The organism is Janthinobacterium sp. BCJ23 (genome assembly GCF_059617945.1).
The window spans coordinates 327,389-352,619 of the sequence record NZ_JCAQAW010000003.1; the positions used below are offsets into that span (position 1 = coordinate 327,389).

Genomic DNA, 25,231 nt, shown 5'->3' on the forward strand with positions numbered 1-25,231 from the left:
GGATTGTATGACTTTTCAAATTACTGTTCAGCCCAGCGGCCACCAATTCAGCTGTGAAGCGGACGAAACCGTCCTGTCGGCGGCGATACGCGCCGGCGTCGGCCTGCCATACAGCTGCAAGAGTGGCGCCTGCAGCTCCTGCAAGGGCAAGATCGTGTCCGGCAATGTACAGCATAAGCCATATCAGCCCCGCTCCCTGACGGAAGATGAAGCGGCAGCCGGCTACTCGCTGCTGTGCTGCGCCGTGCCCCAGGGCGACCTCGTGCTGCAGGCGCGCGAAGTGGCGGGCAGCAGCGATTACCCGATCAAGAAAATGCCGTCGCGCGTGACCACCATCGAAAAAGTCGCGCCCGACGTCGTCGTGCTGACCCTGCAGTTGCCAGCCAGCGAGCGCCTCAACTACCGCGCCGGACAGTATATCGAAATCATGTTGCGCGACAACAAACGCCGCAGCTACAGCATGGCCAGCGCGCCCGTCGACGGCGGTCCCGTGAGCCTGCACATCCGCCACATGCCGGGCGGCCTGTTCACGGACCAGGTATTTGGCACCATGAAGGAGCGCGATATCCTGCGCTTCGAAGGCCCGATGGGCACCTTCTTCCTGCGCGAAGATTCCGACAAGCCCGTCGTGCTGCTGGCCTCGGGCACGGGCTTTGCCCCGCTGAAAGCCATCGCCGAGCACATGATCAACGAGCAATCCCCGCGTCCGATCACCCTGTACTGGGGCGGGCGCCGTCCGCACGACCTGTACATGGACGCGCTGTGCCGCCAGTGGGCCGCCGACTTGCCGCAGTTCACCTATGTGCCCGTCGTGTCGGACGCCCTGCCGGAAGACGCGTGGAGCGGCCGCACGGGCTTCGTGCACCAGGCCGTTATCGCCGATTTGCCCGACATGTCCGCGTATCAAGTGTATGCCTGCGGCGCGCCGATCGTCGTCGAGTCGGCCAACCGCGATTTCGTGCAACTGTGCCAGTTGCCAGCCGACGAGTTCTACGCGGACGCCTTCACCACGGAAGCCGACCTGGCCAAGTAAGCGTCACCGTCCAGACAGCGGGGCGCGGCTGGTGCGACGCCCGCTGCCACCACCGCTCTATCCCGCTGCTTCCTGGAAATTTCATGTCTCTCGCCTCTGCCGGCAACGGCTTCAGCATCCTGCGTCACCGCAACTTCGCCTTTTATCTTTCCGCCCGCGTGCTAGGCACGGTGGCCGTGCAGATGCAAAGCGTGGCCATCGGCTGGCAGGTGTACCAGATCACGGGCAGCCTGTTCGACCTGGGCTTGATCGGCCTGGCGCAGTTCGCCCCCTTCCTCGTCTTGATTTTGCCGGCCGGCCACGTGGCCGACCGCTACAACCGCCGCAACATCATCGCCTGGTGCCTGGCGGCGCAGCTCGCTTGCGCGCTGGCCCTGCTGGCGTTCACCCTGAGAGGACTTTCCATCGTCTGGCCCGTGTTTGCCGTGCTGGTGCTGTTCGGCAGCGCGCGCGCCTTCATGATGCCGGCTACGCAAGCCGTGCTGGTGAACATGGTACCCACGCAACACTTCAGCCGCGCCGTCGCGCTCAGCTCGTCGAGCTCGCACGTGGCCATCATCCTGGGGCCTACCCTGGGCGGCTTGCTGTATTACTTCGGCCCCAAGGTCGTGTATTTGATCTCGTCCGCGCTGCTGGTCGTGTCCGTCCTGCTGATGCGCGCCACCACGCCCGCGCCGCAGGTGGTCAAACGCGAACCCGTCAGCTGGCATACCCTGCTCGAAGGCTTGCGTTTCGTCTGGTCGAAACCCATCGTGCTAGGCGCCATTTCACTCGACCTGTTTGCCGTGCTGTTCGGCGGCGCCACGGCCCTGCTGCCGGCGCTCGCGCACGACGTGCTGCATATCGGCCCCAGCGGACTGGGCCTGCTGCGCACGGCGCCCGGCGCCGGCGCGGCCCTGTGCTCGATCGCGCTGGCCATCTTCCCCATCACGCGCAGGGTGGGCCCATGGATGTTCGGCGGCGTGGCCGTCTTCGGCCTGGGCACGCTGGTGCTGGGCAGCACCAGCTATTTCCCGCTGGCGCTGGCGGCGCTGTTCCTGATGGGCGCCGGCGACATGGTCAGCGTCTACATCCGCCACCTGCTGGTGCAATTCGAGACGCCCGACGAAATCCGCGGCCGGGTCAGCGCCGTGAACGCCGTCTTCATTGGCGCCTCGAACGAGCTGGGCGAATTCGAATCGGGCCTCACGGCCGGCTGGTTCGGCCTCGTGCGCGCCGTGCTCTTCGGCGGCGCCGCCACCCTGGCCGTGACGGGCATCTGGGCCGTGCTGTTCCCCGTGCTGTCGCGCATGGATCGCTTCCCCCACCACGAGAAGGAAGCGGCCGCCAGGACGGCCACCACGGCGGCAACTTAAGCGCTAAGATGCGCTATCCCAACAGATGCATCCTGGCACCATGAAAATCACGCTTCCGTTCCGCAGCTTCATCCGCAGCCGCCCCCACCTGAGCCTGGCCACGGCCATCGGCGTGGCAGCCGGCCTGCTGCTGCCCGCATCGTGGCAACAGATGACGCGGTTGCTGACGGCGTGGAACGTGGCCGTCTGGTTCTACCTGGCGACGATGGCCTGGATGATGATGCGCGCCAACCACCACCGTGTGAAAATGATGGCGGCGCGCCAGGACGAGCGGGCGGCAACAGTCTTGTCGGCCCTGTCCGTCGCATCCGTGATGAGCCTGGTGGCCATCGTCTCGCAGCTGTCTTCAATGAAAGACCTGGCGCCGGACGAGCGCGCACTGCACTACGGCTTGACGATCCTCACCCTGGTCGGCTCCTGGTTCCTCGTCGGCACCCTGTTCTGCTTCCACTACGCCCACCTGTATTACCAGGCCGATCCCGCACTGCGCCCGTTGAAATTTCCCGACGACGAGCAAAACCCCGATTACTGGGATTTTCTGTATTTCGCCTTCACCATCGCCGTGGCCGTGCAGACGTCGGACGTTTCCGTGCAGACGCGCATGATGCGCCAGATCGTGCTGGGGCAGTCCGTGCTGAGCTTTTTCTTCAACCTGGTCGTGCTGGGGCTGTCGATCAATATCGCCGCCGGTCTGATCAATGGTTGAAATAATTTCGTGGTGGAAACTTGACCTGGCTGAAGGGTTAAGCTCATCTTAATCGTGCGCACCCTCTTGAAATACTGGAAAGAGGAGTAAGATAAGTTCCATGCACAGAGGTCATGTGCATGGGGCAGCAACCAGGCCGCAGCACGCCTGAGATGGGTTTTTTTTGAATTGACAGGAGTAAGCATATGCAAATCAATATTCATACCGACAGCACCATCGCCAACACCGCTGGACTGAACGAACATGTGCAATCCGTACTTGAAAGCGCACTGAGCCGCTTCCGCGACAACCTGACCCGCATCGAAGTCCACATCAGCGATACGAATGGCCCGAAAGGCGGCGCCGACGATATTCGCTGCGTCATGGAAGCACGCGTTGCTGGCTACCAACCGATCGCCGTGACCGAACAGAACGCCACCGTGCATCAATCCGTTGCCGGCGCCACCGACAAACTGAAACGCGCCATCGATAGCGCCCTGGGCCGCCTGCAAGACAGCAAGCGCCACGCCACCGGCAAGAATGCCGTGATCGATACGGCCGAAGCGGAAGAAACCGCCGAGTAATTCCCCACCTGCAGGATTTCCAGAGACTGAGGCAGCCGTTCAAGGCTGCCTTTGCACATCTGGACCCGCCTTCCTGCGCGACAATATCCATAGCAGAACAGCAAGCATTCCGGCGTATTAACACCGCAATGAAATAATTGTCGTATTTCTCACAGTAAGTGACATCAAGCAAGCCTTTGGCGTTACAGCCAAGGCCGCTTTACGCTATCATGAAGCTACCGGCCCTCTGCTCGCGCGCGCCGGCTTTTTGAAAGTGTGATTGTGGAACAGATCGGCAACTTCGACGCTTCAGGCTGCAACATCGGCGATTTACAGCTATTTCGCGATGGGGCGGATAGCCAGACGGCCGCCATGCTGGCGCCCTGCCCCGTCATGCGCCTCGAAGCGGGCGAAGCCATTGCCGACACACAGGGTACTTGCCTGTACATCGTCCTGCGCGGTTCGCTGGCCGTGGCCGCCGACATCCATACGGGCATGGATGACGGCACCGTCAGCAAGGTCTTGCCCGGCGAAAGCGTGGGCGAACAATCGGTGCTCGATGAAGCGAGCAACCTGGCCGCCATTTCCGCCCTGGAAGAAACCGACTTGCTGGTGATCGACGCGGCCGTCGTCTGGGAATTGATCGAGCAATCGAACGGCCTGGCGCGCAACCTGCTGCGCCTGCTGTCCTTCCGCATCCGCGCCGCCAACGCCTTGCTGCGCCGCCGGCAGAAACTGGGCGAGTTCTACCGCCAGCTGTCGATGGTCGACAGCCTGACGGGCCTGTACAACCGCGCCTGGCTGACGGATTTACTGCCGAACATGATCGTCACGGCCCACGCCAGCGGCTCGCCTCTGTCGCTGGTGATGATAGACCTCGACCATTTCAAGCGCTTCAACGACACGCACGGCCACCAGGCGGGCGACCAGGCGCTGCGCATCGCCGCGCAAGTGCTGGGCGCGGCCCTGCGGCCCACGGATTTTGCCGTGCGCTACGGTGGCGAGGAAATGATGGTGATCTTGCCCGATACCAACGAACACGTGGCCCTGCGGGTCGCCGAACGCCTGTGCGAACGCATGCAGCAAGCCGTCATCTTCGCCGACATGCGCAGCGCGCTGCCGCACATCACGGGCTCGTTCGGCGTGTCCAGCCTGGCGGCCGAACAGGATGACCATGCGCTGATCGCGACGGCCGACGCGGCGCTCTACCGCGCGAAGGCAGGCGGACGCAACCGGGTCATGCTGTAGATCAGGCGGCCTTGCTGTCGGCCGGCTTGGTCGCATCCGGCTTGGCAGCGTCATCCTTCTTGCTGCTGTGCGCGGCGATGAAATCCGCATAACCCTTCTGCACCAGTTCATACGTCTTGTCGATATTGCCGGCGATATCACCACCCAGCACTTTCAAGCCTTCCAGGATATCGCGCGCTTCCTTGAAGCCTTTTTCCATGCCGCCGCTGATGGTATCCATGAACTTGGTCAGGGCCGTATCGTCATCCAGGTCGGGGTTCTGTTTCTTGAAGGCGTCAAAAAAACCCGTCGACAGCGATACAATGCGGCTCGCCGTCGCTTCGGCGCTATTGTCCTGCGACGCCGCGTTCTGGATCGCATCGTCGCCGTACTGGCCCTTCAGCGCTTCATTGATGTTGGTGATGGCCGTCTTGTACAGCAGCGCCAGCGGCTCGTTCTCGGAACCGATCGACACGTTCAGCGACGCCTGCATGATGGAGGCGTTCAATTGCAGCTTCGTGCGGTCGTTGACGCTCATTTCAGCGTTGACGCCGTCCTTTTGCTGGACTTTATCGTCCTTGCCGGCAACGCCCGTACTGACGGAAGTCACGGAAGGGTTGGAATTGCCGCCTGCGGCGATGGGAATTGACACGATAGACCTCCTTGAACGGGCAATGTATGCCACCATGCGGGAAACGCGATGATGACCATCCTCTCGTGTAGTATCGGCAGGTTTTCAGAAAACTGTAGCAGCGGCGCGTTTACGGCCCGGATAACCAATCAAGTAACCAAGTAATGACCATCAATGACTAACCAGACCTTTCTTTGGCACGACTACGAAACCTTTGGCGCACAGCCGCGCCGCGACCGCCCGGCCCAGTTTGCCGCCATCCGCACGGATGCCGAACTCAACGAGATCGGCGAGCCGATCATGCTGTATTGCCAGCCTGCCAATGATTTCCTGCCCGACCCGCAATCGTGCCTGATCACGGGCATTACGCCACAGCAGTGTCTGCAACTGGGCGTGCCCGAACACCAGTTCGCCGCCACCATCGAAGCGGCCTTTTCGGAGCCGGGCACCATCGGCGTGGGCTACAACACCATCCGTTTCGACGATGAAGTCACGCGTTTCCTGTTCTGGCGCAACCTGATCGACCCGTACGCGCGCGAATGGAAGAACCATTGCGGCCGCTGGGACATCCTCGACGTGGTGCGCATGACGCACGCGCTGCGCCCGGAAGGCATTCAATGGCCGAAGCGCGACGATGGCCAGACCAGTTTTAAATTGGAACACTTGAGCAAGGCCAACGGCCTAGCCCACGAAGCGGCGCACGATGCGTTGTCCGACGTGCGCGCCACCATTGCCCTGGCGCGCCTGATCAAGCAGAAACAGCCGAAACTGTTCGAATTCTGCCTGGCGCTGCACAAGAAGGACCGGGTCGCCAGCGAAATGGGCATGCACCTGGCCGCCGGCGAGCGCCAGCCTTTCCTGCACGTGTCGGGCATGTTCCCCGCCGAACGGGGCTGCGTGGGCGTCGTCTGGCCGCTGGCCACGCACCCGAGCAACAAGAACGAGATCCTCGTCTGGGATTGCGCCTACGACCCGCGTGAACTGTTCGAACTGGACGCCGACACCATACGCACGCGGCTGTTCACGCGCAAGGAAGCCATGCCCGAAGGCATGACGCGCCTGCCCGTGAAAAGCGTGCATCTGAACAAGTCGCCCATGCTGGTCGGCAACCTGAAAACCTTGTCGCCGGCCATGGCCGCGCAATGGGGCATCGACGTGGACGCCGCGAAGGTCAACGCGCAGCTGGCCGCGACGGCGCCGAACATGGATGCCATCTGGGCCGAAGTATTCCAGCGCCCGGGGGCGAATGTGGCGCTGGACGTGGATGAGGATCTGTATAACGGTTTTGTCAGCAACGACGACCGCCGCCTGCTCGAATCCTTGCGCCGCGAAACGCCGGCCAAGCTGGCCACGGCCCGCCCCTCGTTTGCCGACGAGCGCCTGCAGGAATTGCTGTTCCGCTACCGCGCCCGCAATTTCCCGCAAACGCTGAGCGAAGCGGAAAGCCTGCGCTGGGAACAGCACCGCGCCGCCCGCCTGTTCGACGGCGACGGCGGCGCCCGCACCATCGAAATGCTGTTTACGGAGATCGACGTACTGTCGGAATCGGTGGATGAGCGGGGCGAGGAAATTCTGGGAGAACTCTACGATTACGCGGAGATGGTGGCGCCCATGCGCGACTGAAAGAGGGCGCGAGCCGGGTAGGTCGGATTAGCGGGCCGAAGGCCCGCGTAATCCGACAAGATTGTTGACGTTACCTGTGTTGTCGGGTTACGGCCGCTGGCCTAACCCGACCTACATTTTTGATGGATGGTGCTTAAACCGAACGATGCTGATTGATCGCATCGCGCGTTTCAATCGCCACGCGGCGGGCCGCGTCGGCAAAATCTTCGCCCGCTTGCGGCGTGGCGTAGATGATGGCGCGCGACGAGCTGATCATCATGCCCATGCCCTTGGCCGTCTGGCCTGCGCCGACGGTGGCGGCGATGTCGCCGCCCTGGGCGCCGATGCCGGGCACCAGCAGCGGCATGTCGCCGACGATGGCGCGCACCTGCGCCAGTTCTTCAGGGAAGGTGGCGCCGACGACGAGCGCGCACTGGCCGTTCTTGTTCCATTTGTCGGCCACCAGGCGCGCCACGCGCTGGTACAGCGGTTCGCCGTCCGTATTCAGAAATTGCAGGTCCGAGCCGCCCGGGTTCGAAGTGCGGCACAGGATGATCACGCCGCGGTCTTTCCACGCCAGGTAGGGGTCGAGCGAATCTTCGCCCATGTAGGGATTCACGGTGACGGCGTCGGCGCCGTAGCGCTCGAACGCTTCGCGCGCGTATTGCGTGGCCGTCGCGCCGATGTCGCCCCGTTTCGCGTCGAGGATCAGCGGGATGTGCGGGTAGTTCTCGCGCACATAGCGGCAGATGTCTTCCAGCTGCTTTTCCGCGCCCAGCGCTGCAAAATAGGCGATCTGCGGCTTGAAGGCGCAAGCCAGGTCGGCCGTGGCGTCGATGATGCGCGTGCAAAAGGTGGTGATTCCATCAGGCAAGTCGCGCAGTTCGGCCGGCAGTTTCGCCAGGTCCGGGTCCAGGCCCACGCACAGCAGGGAATTATTGGCCGTCCACGCGGCGGATAATTTATCGATGAAATTCACGGCACACCTTCTCTATATTCAGTTGCAAACCCCGTATTGTAACGCGGCATGGACCCGTGAAGGCAGCCAGGGGCCGCGTCCGGCGCTTATTAAACCGACATTGCGGGCTGTTTCAGGTATATTTGCCTCACCTCCTTTACTCTGCACGGAACCCATCATGCAAATCACCAATCAATTCATAAAATGGCTGCGCCTGGCCCTGAGCGTCACCGTCCTGGCCGGCATCCTGACGGGCTGCGGCTACAACGACTTCCAGAGCAAGGACGAAGCCACCAAGGCCGCCTGGGGCGAAGTGGTCAACCAGTACCAGCGCCGCGCCGACCTGATTCCCAACCTGGTCAACACTGTCAAGGGCTATGCCACGCACGAACGCGAAACCCTGGAAGCGGTGACCAAGGCGCGCGCCGCCGCCACCAGCTTCCAGATCACGCCCGAAGTGCTGAACGATCCGGCCGCGTTCGAGAAATTCCAGCAAGTACAAGGCCAGTTGTCGTCGGCCCTGTCGCGCCTGATGGTGGTGTCCGAGAAATACCCTGACCTGAAGGCCGATACGAGCTTCCGCGATTTGCAGTCGCAGCTGGAAGGCACGGAAAACCGCATCACCGTGGCGCGCCAGCGTTACATCACCGCCGTGCAGGATTACAACGTGCATGCGCGCAGCTTCCCGAACAACCTGACGGCCATGGTCTTCGGCTACAAGGTCAAGCCATCGTTCACGGTGGAAAACGAAAAAGCCATCTCGACCGCGCCGACCGTCAACTTTGGCAAATAAGATGAAAGCCTGGTCTTATCTGGCGGCGCTGGCGACGGCGCTGCTGCTGTGCACCAGCCTGTCCGCCAGCGCGCAGGGTCTTGTGCCCGTGCCGCCGCTGGCGGCGCGCGTGACGGACAACGCCGGCATGCTCGACGCCAAGCAGAAAGCGGCGCTGGAAGGCGTGCTGGCCGATTACGAAGCCAAGACGGGCAGCCAGATCGCCGTGCTGCTGGTCAAGAGCACGGAACCGGAAGCCATCGAGCAATACAGCATCCGCGTGACGGATGCCTGGAAGCTGGGCCGCAAGGGCGTCGATGACGGCGTGCTGCTGATGGTGGCGAAGGACAACCCGTCGTCGCTGCGCCGCCTGCGCATCGAGGCGGGCCGCGGCGTGCAGGGCGTGCTGACGGATGCGCAATCGAAACGCATCCTGCAGGACGTGATCGCCCCCCATTTCAAGCAGAATGATTATTACGGCGGCCTGGTCGCCGGCGTGGGATCGATTGCCACCCTGCTGAACCAGGAGCAATTCCCCGCCCCGGCCCAGCAGAAAGCGCCGGCCACGGTGGACGCGGGCGGCATGACCTTCTGGCTGCCGCTGCTGTTCTTCGGCTTTCTCGTCGTGCTGACCCTGTTCCGTTCGCGCGGCGGGCCTAACCGCCTGCAGCGCGGCAGCAACTGGTCCAGCGGCGCCACCGGCGTCGTGCTGGGCAGCATCCTCAGCCAGGCGCTGAACAACCGGGGCGGCGGTGGCGGCTTCGGCGGCGGAGGTGGTTTTGGCGGTGGCGGCGGTGGTTTCGGTGGCGGCGGCGGCGGATTTGACGGCGGCGGCGCCTCGGGAGATTGGTAATGACGAAACAACTGACATTCGGACAGCGCTGCGGACGCGCCTTGAAACATTTGCGGGGCACGCCCGCGACGGCGCGCCAGGCGTTTCCGGAACGCACCCTGAAAGCCATCGAGACGGCCATCGCCGACGGTGAAACGATGCACCGGGCGGAAGTGCGCCTGATCGTCGAAGCGGCCCTGACGCCAGGCATGGCCTACCAGGGCGTGAGCAACCGCGAGCGGGCGCGCGAACTGTTCGCCCAGTATGGCGTGTGGGATACGGAAGACAACGTTGGCGTGCTGATCTACATCAACCTGGCCGAGCACCAGGTCGATATCGTGGCCGACCGCAACGTGGGCCGCCGCGTCACGCCGGAACAGTGGCAAGCCGTATGCCGCACGATGACCAAGGGTTTCAAGGATGGCAATTACCACGACAGCACGCTCGATGCCTTGCAGCAGTTGAATACTTTGCTGCAAAGCCACTTCCCCGCTGACGGTACGCGCGGCAACCAGTTGCCGAACGAACCCATTCTCCTCTGATTCCTGCCCAGGGATTAAAATCTGCCCATTGCCGCGCAAGCCTGTGGCCTGGGCAGCGCTCTCTATTACCCGCCGAGGAGCACACATGAAACTGATCAATAAAACCGCCATCGTCACGGGCGCCACGCAAGGCATCGGCCTGGCTTGCGCCACCCGCCTGATCGCCGAAGGGGCGCAAGTGATGCTGGTCGACATCAAGGAAGAAGGCGCGCAGGCGGCCACCGCCCTCGGACAGCAGGCGCGCTTCTTTTGCGCCGACGTCAGCCAGAAGGCGGACGTCGATGCCATGCTGAAGGAAACCTTGGCCCAGTTCGGCCACATCGATATCCTCGTCAACAATGCGGGCGTCACGCACGCGGCCGATTTCCTCGACGTGTGCGAAGACGATTTCGACCGGGTCATGCGCATCAACCTGAAATCGATGTTCCTGTGCGGCCAGGCCGTGGCGCGCGAGATGGTCAAGCGCAACAGTGGCTGCATCATCAATATGTCCAGCGTGAATGCGGAACTGGCGATCCCGAACCAGGTGCCGTACGTGGTATCGAAGGGCGCCATCAACCAGCTGACGAAGGTCATGGCCCTGAACCTGGCGCCGCACGGCGTGCGCGTGAACGGCATCGGACCGGGCACCATCCTGACGGAACTGGCCAAGCAGGCGGTGCTGTCTAGCCCGGAGGCGCGCCACACGATATTGTCGCGCACGCCGCTGGGCCGCTGCGGCGAGCCGGAGGAAGTGGCGGGCATCGCAGCCTTCCTGGCCAGCGACGACGCCACCTACATGACGGGCCAGACCATCTATGTCGATGGCGGGCGCATGGCGCTCAACTACACGGTGGCCGTGAAGGAATGAGGGCAAGACGAGGCAGTTATATCAAAAAACGATAATGGTTATCTGAAAAGACCATTAGACACATATCGTGCGACGCAGCATAATGCACCTGTCTCCACTATTCTCCTCCAAGAAAATAGTTTTAAGCCCGCTTTCACCAGCGGGCTTTTTTTTGCCCTCAATGCTGAAACATGGCCATTCATGCCATGACGCACAATCTTCCCGATTATTCTGCCTGCCGCAAAAAAAATGTTGCGGCGTGTCATCAGGCCGTCATTTTCGCCCCCTATACTTGCTTCATCTGCTGTACAGGCAACCGATATGCCTGACTACAGACAGGTGTGCCGCGATGGCACACCACTCCCCTTTCATGACCATGGCGGGCGCCGGCAAGGCGCGCGACATGGTGAGTACCGAGCAACTCTCAACTCTTGACCCATTTCATTTGGGTTTTTGGCCCGCGCCCCCGCGGGCCTTTTTTTGCCCGTACGGCAAGCTCTTGCGCAAAAACACGGTGGCCCGCCACGCACATGATATTGTGACTGCCTTTCCAACCGTCCTGACGCATCATGCCCGCACCCTTGCCCGAACTCTGTTTTTCCGACCGCTATGAAAGCCTGCGCTACCGCACCGCGCTGCTGCTGTATGCCCTGGTGATCCTGATCGGCGACATCCCCGGCGTGCGCGCGGACGTGGGCCAATATGCGTCGGGCGGCGTGCTGCATTCCGTCGGCTATGGCGTGCTGGCACTGATCCTGTTCAGCGGCACGGCAGGCGGCATGGCGCGCCGGGCGCTGCTGTCGGTGCTGATGGTGGCGGCCATGGGCGCGCTGGACGAATTCATCCAGAGTTTCCTGCCTTACCGCCGTGGCGCCGTCAGCGACTGGGTGGTCGATATCACGGCCGCCGTGGCCGTGGTGCTGCCGCTCTACTTTTGCTGGCCCGGCATGGCCGCCGCCGCGCTGAAGAAACAGCAGGGCTGATCACAGCGCGGTGTCATCGCCGGCACCGAGCGCCAGCGGCAACTGGCCCTGGCCCGCTGCCGCCCTGCCGGCGATGCGGCGCAGCACCGTGCGCATCTCGCGCCGGCTGGCTGCTCCCGCCGCACGCGCCGCATCGCGCTGCATCTCCATCAACTGTTCCGACCGTGACAGCCTCGTCAAGGCATGCAGGGCCTGGGTCAGCGCATAGCGGGCGCGCGCACCGTTCGCTGCGCCCGGGGCGCCGTACACGGCAATCACCAACTCATTGATCAGCTTGACGCTATGGAAATCGGCAGACATTTATTCTCCTGAAATAAGCAACGGGGAACAAGGCAATGGGCGAACGCCGTGCCCGCCCTGCGCAAGAATGTCTTTTATACCAAGCTCGACAATTGAAGCGCTTGATGTACCTCAATGTGAAATAACAAGTACTGAACATCTTTCCCGCCCTGCTCTCTTACTAGCAGCAGTTGCGGCCATGCCTGGCATGCGCCATTGACGCTGACCTCCGCCACACCCTGGAAACCGGGTTAACACTTTGTCAGACCAAGAGGAGAACAAGATGAGAGTAAAAAAAACCATGGCGCTGGCCGGCCTGCTGTGTACGTTGGCCGCCTGCAGTTCGGATCCGAACCGCACCAGCATGAGCAGCACGAATGGCCGCAGCGGTGAAAGCTACAGCAATACGGCCGGGACGGGCAGTGCTGGCAGCACGTCGGCCGGCACCGGCACCAGCAGCACCATGAGCGACACCGGCACGGGCAGCAGCGGCACCGCAGGCACCGGCAGCGCCGACGCGCGCACCTCCACGGCCAACAACGCCATGAACATGGACGGCAGCCAATCGGGTGTGAGCATCGCCTCCGCCACGGTGCAATCGATCGAGCCGGTGCCGCGCGGCATGGATCAGGGCAGCAGCGACATGCAATCGGGCAGTTCCGGCACGGCGGGCACCACCTCGGGCAACATGCAATACCGGGTCACTCTGCGCCTGGACGACGGCAGCACGCGGGCCATCATGCAAAACTCCCAGCCCGGCTACCAGATCGGCGATAGGGTCAAGGTGGTCAACGGCTTGCTGCAGCGCTATTAGCGATACCGGGGATCAGCACAGGGATCAGCGCGGCATGCACTGATTACGCCTGACCACTGGCGTTCGGGGTACTGAACGCCAGTGGTCTGCCGCGCCGCCAATGCCCGGGCAACAAACAAGAGGCAAGGCAGGATTCCATCTGCCTTGCCTCTTGCCTCTTGCCTCTTGCCTCTTGCCTCTTGCCTCTTGCCTCTTGCCTCTTGCCTCTTGCCTCTTGTCGGTCGCCCTTGGTGACTGTTGTGCCTACTGCTAGTCCCTCCTCTTCATCGTCTCCCTCATGTCCGTCGTGCTCATCGTGTCTACCTCGCGCCGGGAGCGCCGTTCCCGTGCTCCCGGCGCAAGCGCCTACTCCACCATGCCTATCTTGCGCTGGCTTGCCGCCAGCCCTGTGATCAGTTCCGCCGCTTTTTTCCCGGCCAGGAAGGCGTGGTCGGAATTGTAGTATTCCCACTCACTGTAGCGTCCGGCCAGCACGATGTCCTGCGTGGACAGCCATGCTTTCACCAGCGCCACGTTGGCGGCCCGCGCGTGGTCGTACACCACATAGGCGTACGGCATGTCCACCTGGTTGGCGGCCAGCAGCCGGTCATCGTCGCGCAACAAGCCCACCGCGATGCAATCGGCCACGCAGCGGTCGATCAGGGCCTGTCCATCGAGCGGCAACGGTTTCCAGGGCGAATAACTGATCTCGCACGTGAGGCCGAAACCGCCCGGCGCATTGCAGTGGGGGCTGGCATTCCCTTGCAGGAAGATACGGTGGAATATCGTCTCTTCCGGATAGTAAATCCAGTGTTTCTCGCTGATGTTTTCGCGTGCCACGCCCAAGTTGACGCAGCGTACGGAAATATGCCGCAAGGCGCGCGCCGCCGCCTGTACCTGCGGCGGCGCCTGCTCGCCAATCAGGCGCACCAGTTGCGGCAAGGGCATGGTGCTGAGCAAGTGCTGGTAACGGAAGCGGCGGCCGTCGCCCAGCACGACCACATGCTGGCGCGGCAAGACCTGCACCACATCGGCATTGAGTTCCAGCTTGCCTTGCAGGTGCGGCAGGAAGCCCGACATCAAGGCCTGGAAACCGCCACGCAAGGGATAGCCGAAGCGCGCATTCGGGCCCATCGGCCTGGCCACCGGTTCCAGCGCGCCCTCGATGATTTCTTCCAGGTTCGGCAAGGGCACCCGCCCGCCCAGCCACGACGTTTCCATCTCGGCCAGGGGCACGGTCCACAATTTCTTGTTGTAGGGAATGGCGAAATGGCGGGCGATGCCACTGCCCCACACCTGATGGATGAATTGCTCGAAATTGGGCGCGCTCTGGGCTTGGGCTTGGGCCGGCGCCGCTACGGCATCGTGCACCTGCTCCAGCCCCGTGCCGCCGTCGGCGCAGCAGTCTTCCACGGCGCAGGCCGCTGTCGCTGCATTGCCGGGGGCCGCCGGCGCCTTGCCGTAGCGCGCCTCGATGGCGCCGACGATGCATTCCTTGATGACGGCCGGAGGCAAGCCGTACAACGCTCCCTGGAATGGATAGCGCGTGTAGACCTGCTTGCTGTAGACCCAGGCTTCGCGGTTTTGCCAGTGCAGGTTGGCGCCCAGCAAGGTGCGATACATCTCGAGCACATAGTCGTCGTTGGAAAACATGATATGGCCCGCGTGATCGAAGGTAAAACCCCGGTCCTGGATGGAGCGGCACCAGCCGCCCACGGCGGCATTTTTATCCAGCAGCAAGGTATCGGCGCCCAGGTGATAGGCGGCGCTCAGTCCCGTCGGGCCGGCGCCGATGATGGCGCAGGCCACGGCGTGCGGCGCACCGGGGGGATGCAGCAGGTTGACATCGGCGCCGGCGCCCGGTGCGGCGGCCTGCGCCGTGCTGGCGGCGGGCACCTGCTGGCGTGCGCCCTGCCCCGGCGGTGTCGTGTCGAGCAAGGTGCGCATCTGGTCCACCGTGGCATCCCAGGAGGTAGCCTCGGCGATGGCGCGCATGCTGGCGGCCATCGCCGCGCGCTGTTCCGGCGTCGCGGCCAGCGCCGCCTCGCAAGCGGCAACAAAGGCTTCCGGCGTATCGGCAATGGCCACGATGTCGCCATACGGCACGGCCACATCGGTGATCGAGGTGCTGACGATGGGCAGCTGTGCCGCCATGTATTCGAGCACCTTGGTCGGACTGATGAAGCGGGTCGCTTCATTTCTGGCGAAGGGCAGCAGACACACGTCCCAGCCGGCCAGGAAGTGCGGCAGCGCCTGGTAAGGCTGCTGGCCCAGGTAATGGATATTCTGCCGCTGCGGCAAGCTGGCCGGGTCGATCTTGAGGATGGGACCGACCAGCACGATTTGCCAGTCGGGATGGGCGTCGGCCAGCGCCGCTACCAGGGCCGGCTCGAAACGCTCGTCGATCACACCGTAATAGCCGAGCCTGGGCCGGCCGATCTCCGCTTGCGCGGGATGGCCATTGTGGCGGTCCAGCGCCTGTTCGAAGTGCACGGTATCGACGCTGCTGGCGAAGCAATGGACGTTCGCGTGGCGCGTGCGCTTCGCCTCGAACAGGCTGGGGCCGCCCGCGAACACGAGGTCGGCGCGCGCCAGCAAGGCCGTTTCGCGCTGCAGCAGTTGCCGAGGCGCATTCTTGAATGCAGCCAGTTCATCCATGCAGTCATACACGACCAGATCCGCGTGCAGCGCCGGCAGCAGCGGCAGCGCCATCGGCGTATAGAACCACACAATGGGATCGTCGGCAGGCGTGATCTGGCTCAGCAAGGGCTGCAGCACGGCCAGCTGGTCGTCGTGAAAGCCGGGCGCCTGCACGGCCGTACGGGGCTGGCACACGGTCACGTTCGGTGCCGGCGTGGACAGTTCCAGCGTACCGGGCCCATCGTGCCAGACAGGTTCCTCGACGAAGACCACGCGGTAGAACTGCGCCAGCCGCGACAGCAGCTGCTGCGGACGCTGATACACGAAATTCCAGCGCAAATGGGAAAAAACGATGATGGTTCGCATGCCAGTTCCTTTCTGCCCCGCCAGGGCAAACGTTGAACAAAGTTGTCCGGTCAGGCGCTGTGCCTGCCGTAGTGCCGCCGCGTAAGGGGGCACGAGGATGCGCCGCAGCCGCTCCCCCCCCTCGCCTTCCAGGCCGACATCCCACAGGCCGCTGTGGTGCCAGTGGCTGGCATCATCCCAGTCGGGCCGGTCGATGATGGGATAGATGCAGATGCCGCGCAGCGCGGCGCCATGCTGGACGGCCAGCGCCGCCTCGGCGGCCACGTCGCGTATCCACGCACCGCGCCCGCTGCCCACGTGGCTCGTTTCGGCCAGCAGCAGCGGCCGCTGGTAGCGGGCCTGCACTTCCAGCAGCAACTGGTGCAGGGGCATGCGGCGCGGTTCGCCCAGGTGCCACCACAGGCGCAAATTGCTGCCGCTTTCCCACTGGTTGCTGTGGTAATAGTTCAAGCCGATCAAGTCCAGGTAGCGCGGCGCGCCGCCCAGTTCCGGCGCTTGCCGGCCGCACAGCATGTCCCACGCTTCGAACTGCGAGGCGCGCCAGGCGGCCGCCTGTGCAACCCAGTCCGTGCGTCCGGGCGGCGCGGTCACGTGGATCAGGGGATCACATTGCAGAAAGCGCGCCTGCGGGCTGACGGCGCGGATGGCGTCGCAGCCGGCCACGGTGGCGCGCACCAGCTGCCGCTTGCCTTCGTGGCCGGCATCGGGCCGGTACATATTCAGGCACTGAAACATGTGCACCGACAAGCCCCAACTGGTAAACGAGATTTCATTGATGGGCGAATACACGGGCGCGCAACCCGCATATGGCGCGAGGAACTGCGCCGCCGCCCGGCAATAGCGGGCAAAGCGCGGCACGAAGTCGGGCGAGAACAGGTCGAGTTCAGACGGCCAGCCGTAGTGGCAGAAGGTCCAGTTGATTTGCAGTCCCAGCTCCTGCGCCACGGCGGCGCGCTCCTCGATGCCGGAAAAATCGAACTGGCCATCGCGCTCGGCCAGGCGCCAGCCTATGCTTTCGCGCACGCTGCGGATGCCGAACTGGCGCAGCAGCAAATAGTCTTCGCGCACCCGGTCCAGGTGACCCGTGGCGCGGTTCATGTCCAGCGCCTGGCCGCCATGGGTGACGTGGTCGGCGCCCTCGTAGCCCGCCTGCCAGTAAGTCAGGAACGGCGCTGCCGCGCCATCGGTATCGGCCATGCCTGCTCCTCTTGATGTGATGAACCAGATGAAACGTGCCGGGCCCGGCTCCCGTTCAATTGAGCCGGATATTGCGGGTGGCCGCGCTGAGCAGCTCCAGCGCGGCCTTCGGCGTTCGGTCCGCCGTCAGCAGACCATTGGTTTCCTGGAACGTGTCGGCGAACTGCGTGTAGCAAAAACCGCTGAACATCTGCGCCGTGTTGACGACGCTCATCAGGCGCCGGTAGATATCAAGGAAGGCCGCCTCGTTGCCCACGCGCGCATAGCCCCAGGTTTCCGCCGATTCGCTCTGTTCCCTGTCAAAGGCAATGCCGCCAAATTCCGTGAGGACGATGGGCTGGCCCCGGTGCGGAAAGCCGTCGAGCGTGAGGATGCGTCCGCCCGGGCGGCGCTGGTCGAACAAGGTGGTGCGGGCCGAATCGCTGATCGCATAGCGCGCCTGCAGCCGTTCCGGATCGCAGTCGTAATCGTGGATGCCGAGGATGTCCGTGGCCGACGCTTCCCAGCCATCGTTGCCGATCACGGGCCGCGTGGGGTCGAGCGTGCGCGTCAGGTGATACAGTGCCTCGACGGCGTTGCGGTGGGCCTGGATGGCCGTCAGGTTGGGCACGCCCCACGATTCATTGAACGGCACCCATACGAGGATGCATGGATGGCTGTAGTCGCGCTCGATCACGTCCGTCCATTCGCGCACCATGCGCGTGATGGCCTTGCTGGAAAAGCGGTACGTCGATGGCATTTCTTCCCACACCAGCAAGCCCAGGCGGTCGGCCCAGTACAGGTAGCGCGGGTCCTCGATCTTCTGGTGCTTGCGCACGCCGTTGAAACCCAAGGCCTTGGCCAGCTCCACGTCGCGCCGCAGGGCGTCGTCGGAAGGCGCGGCCAGCAGGGTGTCGGGCCAGTAGCCCTGGTCGAGCACGAGGCGCAGCGGATACGGCCGGCCATTGAGCATGAAGCGGTCGCGGTTGATGGCCACCGAGCGCAGCGCCGTGTACGATTTGACCGTATCGAGCAGCTCGTCGCCATGCCACAAGGTCACTTCGGCATCGAGCAGGATGGGCCGTTCCGGACTCCACAGCAGTTCGTTGCGCGAATCGTCGATGCCGGGGTCGGACAAAGCGATCTTGCGGCTCGCTTCGTTTTCGATCAGCTTGTATTGGTCGTCGGCCAGCAGGTTGTCGCCATGCCAGATACGCACGGCCACCGTGAGGTCATCCTGCAAGTCGCCCGTGGCGAAGACGTCACAGCCGATCTCGTAGCCCTCGAACACGGGCGTCCAGCGCAGCTTGCCGATATAGGTGGCCGCCACGCGCTCGATCCACACGCTTTGCCAGATGCCCGTGGTGCGCGGATACCAGATGGAATGCGGCAGCAGCTGCCAGTCCTGCTTGCCGCGCGGCTTGGCCAGGTCGTGCGGATCGTCCTCGACGCGCACCGTCAGCACTTGCGGCCCGTCGGACAGCAGCGCATGGCTGATGTTGGCGACAAACGGCGTATGCCCGCCTTCGTGGTCGGCCACCACGTGTCCGTTCAGCCATACCTTGGCATGGTAGTCGACGGCGCCGAAATGCAGCAGCACGCACGGGCCGCCCGGCTGCAGAAAAAATTCGCGCTGGTACCAGCAGACGCGGTGAAAACCACGGTCGCCCACGCCACTGGCCTGCGATTCCGGCGGAAACGGCACGATGATGTCGTGCGTCCAGTCGATGCCGCCATCGGGCAGCCGGTAGCGCCGCTCATTGTCGAAGGTAAAACGCCAGGCGCCGTTCAACGATTGCCAGTTTTCACGCACCATCTGCGGGCGGGGATACGCGAAACCGCCCTCGCCAGGCTGGGCTGTCCCGGCCTGGGCATCATTCGTATCGGGTGGGGAGAGATGGTCATTGAGCATGCCTGTTGGAGGCATGCGGCACTGAGCAAGTTCCAAAGAAAGAGGCTTGCTTTGTCACGCATGAGCAAGATCAAACCACGCTCAATTCAGGGGAACCACCATGCGTGCGCTGTGTCCTTCGGCGTTAAAGCGCTGCACCACCGTGCGCCCCGTACTGGCCGCGCACTGCTTGCGGCACAGGGCCACGCAGGCGCCGCCAAAACCGGCCCCCGTCAGGCGCGCGCCATACACGGCGGACTGCGCCGACAGCAGCGCCACCAAGGTATCGAGCACCGGCAGCGACACCTCGTAGTCGTCGCGCAGGCTGGCGTGCGACAGCGTCATCAACTGGCCGAACAGCACGGGACCATGCTGGCCGCACGCTTGCAGCACGCGCAGGTTTTCGCTGACCACGTGGCGCGCGCGGCGGCGATACGGCTCAGGCAAGCCTTCCACCACGGACGGCTCGCGCACGTCGCGCAACGCCGCCACGCCCAGCAGGCGCGCCGCCTGTTCGCACTCGGCGCGCCGCACGTTGTACGCGCTGCCTGCCAGGGTGCGCGGCACGCCGCTGTCGATGACCAGCACCTCGCTGTCGTGCGGCAGCGCCAGCAGTTCATGGCGCAGGGTGCGCGCATCAAGCAGCAGCATATGGCGCTCGTCGGCCAGGCTGGACGCCATCTGGTCCATCACGCCGCAATTGACTTGCGCGTAGCGGATTTCCGCCTGCTGCCCCATCAGCGCCAGCGACACGTCGTCAATCTGCAGCCCCAGCAGCTGGCGCAGCGCGCGCAGCATGGCGATTTCCAGCGCCGCGCTGCTCGACAGGCCGGCGCCCGGCGGCACGTCCGAATCGATATGGCCGCGCACGGCCGGTACGGCCACGCCGCGCTCCTCGAGCAGACGGATGCAGCCTTCCAGGTAGCGGCCGAAACCGGGCGGCGCGGCGCACTGGCGCTCGAAACGCACGAGTTCGTCAAGGGTCGCCGAATAGAACTGATGGTGGCCGTCGGCGGCAAGCGCCAGCATCACGCGCGTGCGTTGCGGCGTGGCGCACGGCAGCATGTAGCCATCGTTGTAGTCCGTATGCTCGCCCAGCAGGTTGACCCTCCCGGGCGCCGAGGCCGCCACCACGGGGACGGCGCCGAAATACGCGTCGGGGGTGATCATGGCAACTCCAGGGTCAGCGGACGCAGCCGTCCCTCCACCGAGGTGACTGGCCAGTCCGGGTCGCAAGTCAGGTTGTGCAGGCGCCCGCCGCTGAGCAGGAAAGTGTCTTCCACCATGCTGCCGGGCAAACTGGGATGGAAAGCCAGGGCCATGCCGTCCTTCAGGGTGATTTCCGTGTGCGCGCCTGCGGTCACCTCGGGCGCGCGGTAGCCGGCGATGCCGCCCTGCCGGAATTCCTGCACCGTATCGGGCTGGCCCGCATACGCATAGGCGCTGTCGAGCGCGTGATATACCATGCTCAGCGCATGCCCCGCCACGCAGGCGTCGAGCGCCACCGCTTCCAGCGCCAGGATGGCCGCGTCCGCTTCACCGATGCCGTCGCGCGCGGGACGGAAGCGGCGCTGGCGGCTCAGGCTGGCGCACAGGCCGTAAGCTTGCGCGCACAGCGCCAGCACGGCCCGCTCGCCCAGCGGCGACGCGGCCGGTGGCGCGCGCCGGTAGCGCTCGAAGCGCTCGGCACCCGCCGCCAGCACGTACACGGCGTGCAGGCCGCGCGACCACAGGGCACGGGCGCAGGCGCCGGCCAGGTCCTGCTCGCTCCAGTCGGGACGCGCGGCGCGCAGCGCTTCGCTGGCGGCCGCGGCGGCCAGGCGCCCCACTTCGCGGTAGCGCGCCTGTTCCGGCGCCAGCAGGGGCAGGCGCTCCTCGCGCAGGGCAACGGGCAGACAGCGTTCTTGCAGGCCGGGCCGGTCGCACAGCACGGGCCGCCCTTCCGCCGCATGCTGCACGAAATGCTCGCGCAATTCGGCCAGCCGCGGCTGCATCCACGGCGTCACTTGCCAGGTCCAGCTGCCGCGCACTTCTTCCTGACGCAGCCGCTGCGCCTCGGCCGCATCCGTCAGGATGTAGGCCGCATCGCGCGTGACGAGCACCTCGGCACAGCCACACTCGGCTGAGTGGCCGGCGCTGCCCGACGCCCCCGCCGTGGCCCAGGCGAACCAGTCCACGCCGCGCAAGCGCACCGCGCCAGCCCTTTCCTGTTCCAGCCAGCCGCGCATCTGCGCCAGCTTATGTGCAATTTCCAATTCCACATTCCAGTTCATGCGATTTCCTCTGACATTTCCCATGTCACGCGCACTTGCTGCAGCTGCCGCGCCGACTCCTCGGGCAAAGCATCCATGGCGTACATGCCGGCGGCCAGCTCCGTGCCGGCCAGGTATTTGAGCCGTTCGCGCGTGCGGTACGGCGGATAAAACTGTGCGTGCAGCTGCGTTTCCGGATGCGCGCGGCCGTCTGTCGGCGCCTGGTACCAGGCCATCAGGTAAGGCATTTCGCGTTGCCACAGGCCGTCGTATTTCAGCAGGACGGTTTTCAGGGCGCGCGCCAGATCCTCGCGCTGCGCCGCCGACAGGGCCGCAAAGCTGTCCGTCTGCCGCCGCGGCATCAGCCACGCTTCATACGGGTAGCGGGCACAGGCGGGAACAAAAGCGACGGCCTCCGGCCCCAGGTACAGCAATCGCGTGCCGCCATCGGCTTCGCGCCGCGCCATATCCACCAGCAAGGCCTGGCCATGCTCGGCGAAATACGCGTGCTCCTGCTCCAGCATGCGCGCCGGCACCGGAGGAACAAAGGGATAGGCGTAGATCTGGCCATGCGGATGGTGCAGCGTCACGCCCACTTCCGCGCCACGGTTTTCGAACGGCAGCACATAAGCGATGCCGGGCCGCTTGGCGAGTTCTTGCGTGCGCGCGGTCCACGCTTGCAGCAGCAAGACGATGTGACTGACGGGCAAGGTGCCCAGCGAGGCGCCGGCATCCTGGGCGAACACCACCACTTCGCACTGGCCGGCGGCCGGCGCCGTGGCCACCGTCAGGTCGGGCGGGTCATGGGCGTCCAGCGCCAGGGTGGGAAAGCGGTTGTCGAAGACGGCGATATCGTAGTCGCCGGCCGGCAATTCCGTCGGATGGGCGGGATCGCGCGTGGGCGCCAGCGGGTTGTACTCTGGCGGAGGGAGGAAGGTGCGGCCCTGGCGATAGGCCGCGTACGCGACCCACTCGCCGCGCAAAGGATGCCAGCGCAAGTGCGGATTGGCTTCCTGCGGCAAGGGGAAAGGGCTCGGTGCAACGCCAGCGACGACGATGGGACGCCTACTGTAAAGGGTCAGCTGGCGCCCGTCGGGCTTGACGAGTTGCTCGCAATACATGATGTTTCACAATCTTAAGGCACGAATTCTTAAGACTGGGGCTGGCAAGGAAAGTTCCAGAGTTTGCGGCAACTCCGCCAGTTCAAGCAGCACCGATCCCGACCGGCACGAGTTTTTTACCGATCAGTACGCAAATTCCCGATTCGCATTATCATGTGCACAGCCTGTCATTCCTGCCGCTTTCAAGGCCGACCCTATTGTCGTCAGGGGATAGACAAATCGTCCATTGTGATTTTCCACCACGTCCCGATATCGCTACCATGATTCCATTTTCCATACTCGACCTGGCCCCCATCGCCGAAGGCAGCGACGCCAGCCAATCGTTCAAGAACACGCTCGACCTGGCGCAGCACGGCGAACGCTGGGGCTACAACCGCTACTGGCTGGCCGAACACCACGGCATGCCCGGTATCGCCAGCGCCGCCACGGCCGTCGTCATCGCCCATGTGGCGGCCGGCACGACAACCATCCGTGTGGGTGCAGGCGGCGTGATGCTGCCGAACCACTCGCCGCTCGTCATCGCGGAACAGTTCGGCACCCTGGAAGCGCTGCATCCGGGCCGCATCGACCTGGGCCTGGGCCGCGCGCCCGGCTCCGACCAGACGACGGCGCGCGCGCTGCGCCGCGACTTGCAGTCCGATGCGGAACAATTTCCGCAGGACGTGCTGGAATTGATCGACTATATGTCCGACGAGCCGCGCCAGCGCGTGCTGGCCGTACCCGGCAAGGGCGCGAAAGTGCCCGTGTGGATACTGGGCTCGAGCCTGTTCGGCGCCCAGCTGGCCGCCCACCTGGGCTTGCCGTATGCATTCGCCTCGCACTTCGCGCCGCAGATGATGATGCAAGCCGTGGCCTATTACCGCGAGCATTTCAAGCCGTCCAAGCAATTGGCCAAACCGTACGTGATGCTGGGCTTTAACGTGTTTGCCGCCGATACGGATGCCGAGGCGCACTTGCGCGCCACGTCGATGCAGCAGGCGTTCGTCAACCTGCGCACGGGCCGCCCGTCGCGTCTGCAGCCGCCCGTGCCCGGCTACCTCGAGCAATTGGGCCCGCAGGAACGCGCCATGCTCGACTCCGTCCTGTCCTGCACGGCCATCGGCGCGCCGGACACCGTGAAGGCGAAGATGGCCGCCTTTATCGCCGAAACGGGCGCCGACGAGCTGATGATCACTTCGCAGATCTTCGAGCACCAGCACCGGCTGCGCTCGTATGAAATCACGGCGCAGGTGCATGCGGAGCTGGCAAGCGCGCAGTAAGTTTTAACTCTCCCTCGGTATATATCCCCATATACCCTTTTCCCGGCCGTCGGCAACGATCGCCGGGATTTTTTTGCCTGCTCGGCAAGAAATGCGCAGCCCCGCTATCATGCTTATCCAAAAGCATCACTCGAAGAAAGTTGTAACCGCATGAAATCCGCACCCTCTACCGTCGATGCCAGCGCCCTGCTGACGTCGACCCGCATCCTGCTGTTCGCCCTGTCCGCCGGCGTGCTCGTCGCCAGCCTCTACTATGTGCAGCCGCTCACCTCCATGCTGGCCGCCTCGTTTGGCGTCAGCGTGCCGCAAGCCGGTTATCTGGTCACGGCCACGCAAATCGGCTATGTGCTGGGCATCGTCTTCCTGGTCCCCCTCAGTGACGTGCTGAACCGCCGCCAGTTGCTGACGTGGATGCTGATCGCCAAGATAGCCGCCCTGCTGCTGGCCGCCACCAGCCAGAACATCATCGTCTTTGCCATCGCCAGCGTCTTGATGGGGATCACGTCCAGCGCCTTGATGGTAGTGACGGCCATGGTGGCCTCGTACGCGCCCGATCACAGCCGGGGACGCATGGTGGGCACCGTCATGACGGGCTTGTTGCTGGGTATCTTGCTGGCGCGCACCGTCTCCGGCACGGTGTCGCAGATCAGCGGCGGCTGGCGCACCGTCTACGTCCTGGCCGCCATCGTCGTCGCGGCCCTGCTCGTCATGCTGCGCCGCATCCTGCCAAACGAGGCGCCACGCGGCAAGCTGCAATACGGAAAATTGCTGGCTTCCCTGGCCGACATCATCCGCCAGGAACCATTGCTGCGCCAGCGCGCCCTGTTCTCGGGCCTGGGCCTGGGCACCTTCAGCGTGTTCTGGACGGGCCTGACCTTTTTGCTCAGCGGCGAACCCTATCACTATTCGGAAATGCAGATCGGCCTGTTCGGCCTGGCCGGCGCCACGGGCGCCTTTGCCGCCAACACGGCGGGCCGCATGGCCGACCGCGGCTACGCGCGCCAGGCCACCTGGCTGCTGGCCGTCGCCTCGATCGCAGGCTGGGCTCTGATCGGCTTTGGCGCCCATTCGCTCGTACTATTGCTGATCGGTATCGTGCTGCTGGACATGGGCGTGATGGGCCTGCAAGTCACGCACCAGTCCATCATCTATAAACTGGCGCCGCATGCGCGCGCAAGGGTGACCACCGTGTTCATCGCGGGCGGCTTCATCGGCGCCTCCGCTGGCTCGGCCCTGGCCAGCGCCAGCTATACGGCCGGCGGCTGGCCCGCCCTGTGCATGGTGGGCGGCGCCATGCCGCTGCTGATGCTGATCGTGTGGAGCAAGTACCGGCACACGCAGCGGCGGCTGGAACGGGCAGCCTGATCCGACGCTGCGGCGCCAGCCATGTTGTCGGATTACGCTCTACGAGCTAATCCGACCTACGCCTGATGCTGGTGAAA

At 64.2% G+C, this 25,231-nt stretch carries 22 protein-coding genes; 14 read left to right on the forward strand and 8 right to left on the reverse strand.

Going from position 1 to position 25,231, the window contains the following annotated elements; genetic code table 11:
* Positions 1-7 precede the first annotated feature (7 nt).
* The 5 genes from AC54AG_RS13140 (at position 8) to AC54AG_RS13160 (ending at position 4,884) form a co-directional block, all read left to right on the forward strand.
* Entirely contained in the window at positions 8-1,033 is a 1,026-nt protein-coding gene (locus tag AC54AG_RS13140; protein WP_496630585.1) for a CDP-6-deoxy-delta-3,4-glucoseen reductase, read from the forward strand.
* 83 nt (positions 1,034-1,116) lie between these two features.
* Positions 1,117-2,388, forward strand: a complete 1,272-nt coding sequence (locus AC54AG_RS13145) for an MFS transporter (RefSeq protein ID WP_496630587.1) — start codon at positions 1,117-1,119, stop codon at positions 2,386-2,388.
* A 40-nt stretch (positions 2,389-2,428) separates the two neighbouring features.
* Positions 2,429-3,094 (forward strand): DUF1345 domain-containing protein, encoded by a 666-nt coding sequence (locus AC54AG_RS13150; protein ID WP_034760363.1) that lies wholly within the window; start codon positions 2,429-2,431, stop codon positions 3,092-3,094.
* 185 nt (positions 3,095-3,279) lie between these two features.
* On the forward strand, positions 3,280-3,657 hold the full coding sequence (locus AC54AG_RS13155; RefSeq protein WP_070221366.1) for an HPF/RaiA family ribosome-associated protein: 378 nt from the start codon (positions 3,280-3,282) through the stop codon (positions 3,655-3,657).
* Positions 3,658-3,918: 261 nt separating this feature from the next.
* Positions 3,919-4,884: a GGDEF domain-containing protein gene (locus AC54AG_RS13160; RefSeq protein ID WP_496630588.1), complete on the forward strand. Its 966-nt coding sequence runs from the start codon at positions 3,919-3,921 to the stop codon at positions 4,882-4,884.
* 1 nt (position 4,885) lies between these two features.
* Here the strand turns inward: AC54AG_RS13160 and AC54AG_RS13165 are convergent, their stop codons facing one another.
* On the reverse strand, positions 4,886-5,515 hold the full coding sequence (locus AC54AG_RS13165) for a DUF5610 domain-containing protein (RefSeq protein ID WP_496630589.1): 630 nt from the start codon (positions 5,513-5,515) through the stop codon (positions 4,886-4,888).
* Between the two features lie 153 nt (positions 5,516-5,668).
* On the opposite strand from AC54AG_RS13165, the gene sbcB reads away from it, so the two are divergent.
* Complete coding sequence (gene sbcB, locus AC54AG_RS13170) at positions 5,669-7,117, forward strand: exodeoxyribonuclease I (RefSeq protein ID WP_072454351.1); 1,449 nt, start codon at positions 5,669-5,671, stop codon at positions 7,115-7,117.
* A 133-nt stretch (positions 7,118-7,250) separates the two neighbouring features.
* Here sbcB and pyrF read toward each other — a convergent pair whose 3' ends face one another.
* Positions 7,251-8,075 carry an orotidine-5'-phosphate decarboxylase gene (gene pyrF, locus AC54AG_RS13175; RefSeq protein ID WP_496630590.1) on the reverse strand — a complete coding sequence of 275 codons (825 nt, stop codon included), beginning with the start codon at positions 8,073-8,075 and terminating at the stop codon, positions 7,251-7,253.
* A 157-nt stretch (positions 8,076-8,232) separates the two neighbouring features.
* On the opposite strand from pyrF, the gene AC54AG_RS13180 reads away from it, so the two are divergent.
* The 5 genes from AC54AG_RS13180 to AC54AG_RS13200 all read left to right on the forward strand — a co-directional run bounded on the left by AC54AG_RS13180 (position 8,233) and on the right by AC54AG_RS13200 (position 12,012).
* The gene (locus tag AC54AG_RS13180; protein ID WP_331777507.1) at positions 8,233-8,847 is read left to right on the forward strand and encodes a LemA family protein; all 615 of its coding nucleotides are present in this window, start codon (positions 8,233-8,235) and stop codon (positions 8,845-8,847) included.
* 1 nt (position 8,848) lies between these two features.
* Complete coding sequence (locus AC54AG_RS13185; RefSeq protein ID WP_331777508.1) at positions 8,849-9,679, forward strand: TPM domain-containing protein; 831 nt, start codon at positions 8,849-8,851, stop codon at positions 9,677-9,679.
* Positions 9,679-10,200 carry a TPM domain-containing protein gene (locus AC54AG_RS13190; RefSeq protein ID WP_070303283.1) on the forward strand — a complete coding sequence of 174 codons (522 nt, stop codon included), beginning with the start codon at positions 9,679-9,681 and terminating at the stop codon, positions 10,198-10,200. Before AC54AG_RS13185 ends, AC54AG_RS13190 begins: the two co-directional genes overlap by 1 nt.
* 85 nt (positions 10,201-10,285) lie before the next feature.
* Positions 10,286-11,050 carry an SDR family NAD(P)-dependent oxidoreductase gene (locus AC54AG_RS13195; protein ID WP_331777509.1) on the forward strand — a complete coding sequence of 255 codons (765 nt, stop codon included), beginning with the start codon at positions 10,286-10,288 and terminating at the stop codon, positions 11,048-11,050.
* A 548-nt stretch (positions 11,051-11,598) separates the two neighbouring features.
* A complete protein-coding gene (locus AC54AG_RS13200) occupies positions 11,599-12,012 on the forward strand; it encodes a VanZ family protein (RefSeq protein WP_070303285.1) in 414 nt (137 codons plus the stop codon).
* Here AC54AG_RS13200 and AC54AG_RS13205 read toward each other — a convergent pair whose 3' ends face one another.
* A complete protein-coding gene (locus AC54AG_RS13205; protein ID WP_331777510.1) occupies positions 12,013-12,312 on the reverse strand; it encodes a hypothetical protein in 300 nt (99 codons plus the stop codon). It abuts the gene before it with no gap.
* Positions 12,313-12,574: 262 nt separating this feature from the next.
* On the opposite strand from AC54AG_RS13205, the gene AC54AG_RS13210 reads away from it, so the two are divergent.
* Positions 12,575-13,105 (forward strand): hypothetical protein, encoded by a 531-nt coding sequence (locus AC54AG_RS13210; protein ID WP_161781531.1) that lies wholly within the window; start codon positions 12,575-12,577, stop codon positions 13,103-13,105.
* A 345-nt stretch (positions 13,106-13,450) separates the two neighbouring features.
* On the opposite strand, the gene AC54AG_RS13215 is transcribed toward AC54AG_RS13210, so the two are convergent.
* The 5 genes from AC54AG_RS13215 to galT all read right to left on the reverse strand — a co-directional run bounded on the left by AC54AG_RS13215 (position 13,451) and on the right by galT (position 22,530).
* A complete protein-coding gene (locus AC54AG_RS13215) occupies positions 13,451-17,287 on the reverse strand; it encodes an NAD(P)-binding protein (RefSeq protein WP_331777511.1) in 3,837 nt (1,278 codons plus the stop codon).
* 55 nt (positions 17,288-17,342) lie between these two features.
* On the reverse strand, positions 17,343-19,082 hold the full coding sequence (locus AC54AG_RS13220; RefSeq protein WP_496630710.1) for a glycoside hydrolase family 2 protein: 1,740 nt from the start codon (positions 19,080-19,082) through the stop codon (positions 17,343-17,345).
* Between the two features lie 177 nt (positions 19,083-19,259).
* Positions 19,260-20,327 carry a galactokinase gene (galK, locus tag AC54AG_RS13225; RefSeq protein ID WP_319992402.1) on the reverse strand — a complete coding sequence of 356 codons (1,068 nt, stop codon included), beginning with the start codon at positions 20,325-20,327 and terminating at the stop codon, positions 19,260-19,262.
* On the reverse strand, positions 20,324-21,430 hold the full coding sequence (locus tag AC54AG_RS13230; RefSeq protein ID WP_331777513.1) for a peptidase M24: 1,107 nt from the start codon (positions 21,428-21,430) through the stop codon (positions 20,324-20,326). Before AC54AG_RS13230 ends, galK begins: the two co-directional genes overlap by 4 nt.
* Positions 21,427-22,530, reverse strand: a complete 1,104-nt coding sequence (gene galT / locus AC54AG_RS13235) for a galactose-1-phosphate uridylyltransferase (RefSeq protein ID WP_331777514.1) — start codon at positions 22,528-22,530, stop codon at positions 21,427-21,429. Before galT ends, AC54AG_RS13230 begins: the two co-directional genes overlap by 4 nt.
* Before the next feature lie 260 nt (positions 22,531-22,790).
* Between galT and AC54AG_RS13240 the strand changes: the two genes are divergently transcribed.
* Positions 22,791-23,789 (forward strand): LLM class flavin-dependent oxidoreductase, encoded by a 999-nt coding sequence (locus tag AC54AG_RS13240; protein ID WP_319992400.1) that lies wholly within the window; start codon positions 22,791-22,793, stop codon positions 23,787-23,789.
* A 150-nt stretch (positions 23,790-23,939) separates the two neighbouring features.
* The gene (locus tag AC54AG_RS13245; protein ID WP_496630592.1) at positions 23,940-25,154 is read left to right on the forward strand and encodes an MFS transporter; all 1,215 of its coding nucleotides are present in this window, start codon (positions 23,940-23,942) and stop codon (positions 25,152-25,154) included.
* The last annotated feature ends 77 nt before the right edge of the window (positions 25,155-25,231 follow it).

Excerpts from the sequence above, each read along its gene's own strand:
- AC54AG_RS13140 (WP_496630585.1), top strand. The coding sequence starts at position 8 with ATGACTTTTCAAATTACTGTTCAGCCCAGCGGCCACCAATTCAGCTGT.
- AC54AG_RS13145 (WP_496630587.1), top strand. The coding sequence starts at position 1,117 with ATGTCTCTCGCCTCTGCCGGCAACGGCTTCAGCATCCTGCGTCACCGC.
- AC54AG_RS13150 (WP_034760363.1), top strand. The coding sequence starts at position 2,429 with ATGAAAATCACGCTTCCGTTCCGCAGCTTCATCCGCAGCCGCCCCCAC.
- AC54AG_RS13155 (WP_070221366.1), top strand. The coding sequence starts at position 3,280 with ATGCAAATCAATATTCATACCGACAGCACCATCGCCAACACCGCTGGA.
- sbcB (WP_072454351.1), top strand. The coding sequence starts at position 5,669 with ATGACTAACCAGACCTTTCTTTGGCACGACTACGAAACCTTTGGCGCA.
- AC54AG_RS13180 (WP_331777507.1), top strand. The coding sequence starts at position 8,233 with ATGCAAATCACCAATCAATTCATAAAATGGCTGCGCCTGGCCCTGAGC.
- AC54AG_RS13185 (WP_331777508.1), top strand. The coding sequence starts at position 8,849 with ATGAAAGCCTGGTCTTATCTGGCGGCGCTGGCGACGGCGCTGCTGCTG.
- AC54AG_RS13190 (WP_070303283.1), top strand. The coding sequence starts at position 9,679 with ATGACGAAACAACTGACATTCGGACAGCGCTGCGGACGCGCCTTGAAA.
- AC54AG_RS13195 (WP_331777509.1), top strand. The coding sequence starts at position 10,286 with ATGAAACTGATCAATAAAACCGCCATCGTCACGGGCGCCACGCAAGGC.
- AC54AG_RS13200 (WP_070303285.1), top strand. The coding sequence starts at position 11,599 with ATGCCCGCACCCTTGCCCGAACTCTGTTTTTCCGACCGCTATGAAAGC.
- AC54AG_RS13205 (WP_331777510.1), bottom strand. The coding sequence starts at position 12,312 with ATGTCTGCCGATTTCCATAGCGTCAAGCTGATCAATGAGTTGGTGATT.
- AC54AG_RS13210 (WP_161781531.1), top strand. The coding sequence starts at position 12,575 with ATGAGAGTAAAAAAAACCATGGCGCTGGCCGGCCTGCTGTGTACGTTG.
- AC54AG_RS13215 (WP_331777511.1), bottom strand. The coding sequence starts at position 17,287 with ATGGCCGATACCGATGGCGCGGCAGCGCCGTTCCTGACTTACTGGCAG.
- AC54AG_RS13220 (WP_496630710.1), bottom strand. The coding sequence starts at position 19,082 with ATGGTGCGTGAAAACTGGCAATCGTTGAACGGCGCCTGGCGTTTTACC.
- galK (WP_319992402.1), bottom strand. The coding sequence starts at position 20,327 with ATGATCACCCCCGACGCGTATTTCGGCGCCGTCCCCGTGGTGGCGGCC.
- AC54AG_RS13230 (WP_331777513.1), bottom strand. The coding sequence starts at position 21,430 with ATGAACTGGAATGTGGAATTGGAAATTGCACATAAGCTGGCGCAGATG.
- galT (WP_331777514.1), bottom strand. The coding sequence starts at position 22,530 with ATGTATTGCGAGCAACTCGTCAAGCCCGACGGGCGCCAGCTGACCCTT.
- AC54AG_RS13240 (WP_319992400.1), top strand. The coding sequence starts at position 22,791 with ATGATTCCATTTTCCATACTCGACCTGGCCCCCATCGCCGAAGGCAGC.
- AC54AG_RS13245 (WP_496630592.1), top strand. The coding sequence starts at position 23,940 with ATGAAATCCGCACCCTCTACCGTCGATGCCAGCGCCCTGCTGACGTCG.